The sequence below is a fragment of the Pararcticibacter amylolyticus genome, from assembly GCF_003130405.1.
Lineage (GTDB): Bacteria > Bacteroidota > Bacteroidia > Sphingobacteriales > Sphingobacteriaceae > Arcticibacter > Arcticibacter amylolyticus.
This window is the reverse complement of sequence record NZ_QEAS01000007.1, coordinates 36156-39639: the sequence shown is the minus strand read 5'-3', so window position 1 is coordinate 39639 and position 3484 is coordinate 36156. Positions and strand designations below refer to the sequence as shown.

Sequence of the window (3484 nt, the reverse complement as noted above, 5' to 3'; positions counted from 1 at the left end):
ATAAACGCCCATTGTTGTAGCAAGTAGTAAGCGCAAAAATACAGATCTGTACATAAAGCAACTGTCAGTCCCAATGCTGATAGCCGATGGCTGACAGCTGATAGCTAATTGCTAATAGCCGATAGCTAACTACTGAAAGCTAATTGCTGAAAGCTAATTGCTGAAAGCTAATTGCTGAAAGCTAATTGCTAAAAGCTAATAGCCAATTGCCAACAGCCAAAACCTAAAAGCTTTTTCGTAATTTTGCAGCCGTGATCGCGATTAATAACCTGACGTTCGAGATTGGTGCAAGAGCATTATACGACGAAGCAAACTGGCATATAAAACCGGGGGACAAAACCGGACTAATAGGAGCTAACGGTACAGGAAAAACAACCCTGCTGAAACTGATTGTTGGTGACTATGCACCAACAGGTGGTACTATTTCAATGGCGAAAGATCTGAAGATCGGTTATCTGAACCAGGATCTCCTCTCCTATCAGTCGGAAAAAAGTATCCTGCATGTCGCCATGGAAGCGTTCGCCCGGCAAAATCAATTGCACACAGAAATAGAAAAGTTATTAAAGAAGCTCGAAACGGATTATTCAGACGAAATACTCCATAAGCTCAGCGACAAACAGCATGAGTTTGACGCTTTGGATGGCTACAACATAGAATTCAAAGCACATGAGATTCTCGCAGGTCTGGGCTTCAGCGAAGATGATCAGAAACGTCCTCTTTCTGAGTTTTCGGGAGGCTGGCGTATGCGGGTCATGCTGGCAAAGATCCTGCTGCAAGCGCCAGATATCCTCCTGCTGGATGAGCCTACCAACCACCTGGACTTACCGTCCATCAAATGGCTCGAAACCTATTTGCAGGCGTTTGACGGGGCTATTGTTATCGTATCGCACGACAGGTGGTTTCTTGACCGCGTTGTCAACCGTATTGTCGAATCACGCAAAGGAAAGCTCATCTCCTACGCCGGAAACTACAGCTTTTATGTCGAAGAAAAGGGCATGCGTGAGGAGATCCAGCGAAATGAATATAAAAACCAGCAACAGAAAATAAAACAGGAAGAGCGTCTTATCGAACGGTTCCGGGCAAAAGCAAGTAAAGCCAAATTTGCCCAGTCAAGAATAAAAATGCTGGAGAGAATGGACAGGGTGGATGATGTAGATGATGACAATCCATCTGTTAATTTCAGCTTTAAATTCAGCAAACAATCCGGACGTCACGTCATTCGCCTGGAAGACGTCAGTAAGTCGTACCCCGCTATAAAGATATTGGAACACGCCAGCGCTATCATTGAAAAAGGTGATAAGATTGCACTTATCGGAGCTAACGGAAGAGGAAAATCAACCCTGCTCAGGATCATTGCCGGAACAGAGCAGTTCGGGGGAGAGTGTATAACGGGACATAATGTCACTGAAACCTTCTTTGCGCAGCATCAGCTTGAATCGCTGCATCTCGACAATGAAGTCCTTCAGGAGCTTCAGTCCTTTGCCCCCAAACACACTGAAACAGAACTGAGATCCATCCTGGGAAGTTTTCTCTTCACGGGTGACGATGTATTCAAAAAGATCAGGGTCCTTTCAGGAGGCGAGAAATCAAGAGTGGCACTGGCAAAAGCACTAACAGCGGATGCCAACTTCCTTATACTCGATGAGCCGACCAACCACCTGGACATCCAGTCTGTCAACATATTGATCCAGGCACTTAACCAGTTTGAGGGAACATTTATCGTGGTATCGCATGACCGTTATCTCTTGGATAATGTTGCGAATAAGATCTGGTTTATTGAAGATCAGAAGATAAAGGAATATCCCGGCACTTATGCAGAGTATGAGGAATGGCAGGCTAAACGGGCTGTATCTGCTCCGAAAGAGGCTCCGGCACAACAGAAGAAAGAAGAAAAGCCGGCCCCCAAACCACAGGCTCAGCATGACGATAAGAGCAAACAATTAAAGAAACTCAACCTGACACTTCAGCAGCTCGAGGATAAAATCTCGCAACTGGAAAAGGAAATCAAAGACGCTGAACTGGAATTGAGTAAAGAAGAAATATACCAGGACCAGGCGAAGCTTAAAACCGCCAATGAACGGTACCAAAAAGCTAAAACTGAATTGCAAACCAGCCAGGCAGACTGGGAAGGCCTCGCAGAGCAGATCATGGAGCTTGAAGGCAGCTAACATTCGTATATATCTATGAAAACTTGCTTTTGGTTCATATTAACGTTCACACTGTTCACTGCGGCGGCAGTTGAAGGTTTTGCGCAAAAAAGAAAAAGGGAGGTGATATCTGCAGCTCCGCGCCAGGAACTCCGGTATCAGAATTTTGCTTATATCCCGCAAATCCGGAGTATTGAACTCTATAACAGGGCGAAAGAACAATCTATGCCGGTTATTACTCTCGGGACAAACGACGAACTTTTGCTCTCCTTTGATGACTTGAGAACCGGCACCCGCAATCTCTATTATGCGATAGAACATTGCGATGCGTCCTGGAACAGCAGCCGGCTATCTCCTATCGACTTCCTGGAAAGTTTCACAGAAGACAGGATTAACGATTACCGGCTATCGTTCAACACCTTACAGAAGTATACTCACTACGAATTAATTTTCCCTAACCCAACGATAAGACCTAAAATATCAGGAAATTATCTTTTGAAGGTATATGAGGATGGCGATCAGGAGAGGTTACTCCTCACAAAGCGTTTTTTTGTAGTGGCGCCGCTGGTAACTATTTCCGCAGAAGTTGTAGCTTCAGCAAAGGTTCAGAACAGGAACCAGAACCAAAAGATCAACATAGTGGTTAACCATCCCGCGCTGAATATTCAGAACCCTTATCTCGATATCCGCACGATCGTCATGCAGAACGGAAGGCCTGACAATGCTCAGATGGGTGGACGCCCTTCTTTTATCAGGCAGAACCAGGTGATATATAACGACGTGAACTCATTTGATTTCGCGGGCGGCAATGAATTCCGTTTTTTTGACATCCGGACCTTCCGCTTGCAGTCCGAGCGGGTGGGAAGCATACAAAAAGATACAGCGAACGTGATACAGCTTCTTCCGGATATCGAAAGAAGCCATACTGCGTACAATTCATCTTACGACGAAAACGGGAGCTTCTATATCAGGAACCTCGATGGCAGGGATAACCGTACAGACGCTGATTATGGCACAGTCAACTTCATTCTGGAAGCGCTTCCCCCATCAGGAGACGGAGCTGCCTACATAACCGGAAAGTTTAACGATTATACTTTAACGGACGAAAATAAGATGATCTATGATTCTGAACGCAACCGCTTCTATGGCAGCATTCTTTTAAAACAGGGTCTTTATGATTATCAATATGTATGGGCAGCAAATGGAAAAGTCGCTGACAGTACCCCATTTGAAGGGTCCTTTTATCAAACAAAGAACACCTATCAGGTATTCTTTTATTACAGGAAGCCCGGTGCACGATGGGAAGAATTAGTGGGATTTAGTGAATTATGATTTAG

The 3484-nt window shown here is 45.0% G+C and carries 2 protein-coding genes; both read left to right on the top strand.

From position 1 onward, the window contains the following. Nucleotides 1-251: 251 nt before the first annotated feature. The gene (locus DDR33_RS09585; protein WP_109415565.1) at nt 252-2168 is read left to right on the top strand and encodes an ABC-F family ATP-binding cassette domain-containing protein; all 1917 of its coding nucleotides are present in this window, start codon (nt 252-254) and stop codon (nt 2166-2168) included. 15 nt (nt 2169-2183) lie between these two features. Further along, nucleotides 2184-3479 carry a type IX secretion system plug protein gene (locus DDR33_RS09580; RefSeq protein WP_109415564.1) on the top strand — a complete coding sequence of 432 codons (1296 nt, stop codon included), beginning with the start codon at nt 2184-2186 and terminating at the stop codon, nt 3477-3479. The last annotated feature ends 5 nt before the right edge of the window (nt 3480-3484 follow it).

Coding starts and splice junctions, on each gene's coding strand:
- DDR33_RS09580 (WP_109415564.1), top strand. CDS start 2,184: ATGAAAACTTGCTTTTGGTTCATATTAACGTTCACACTGTTCACTGCG.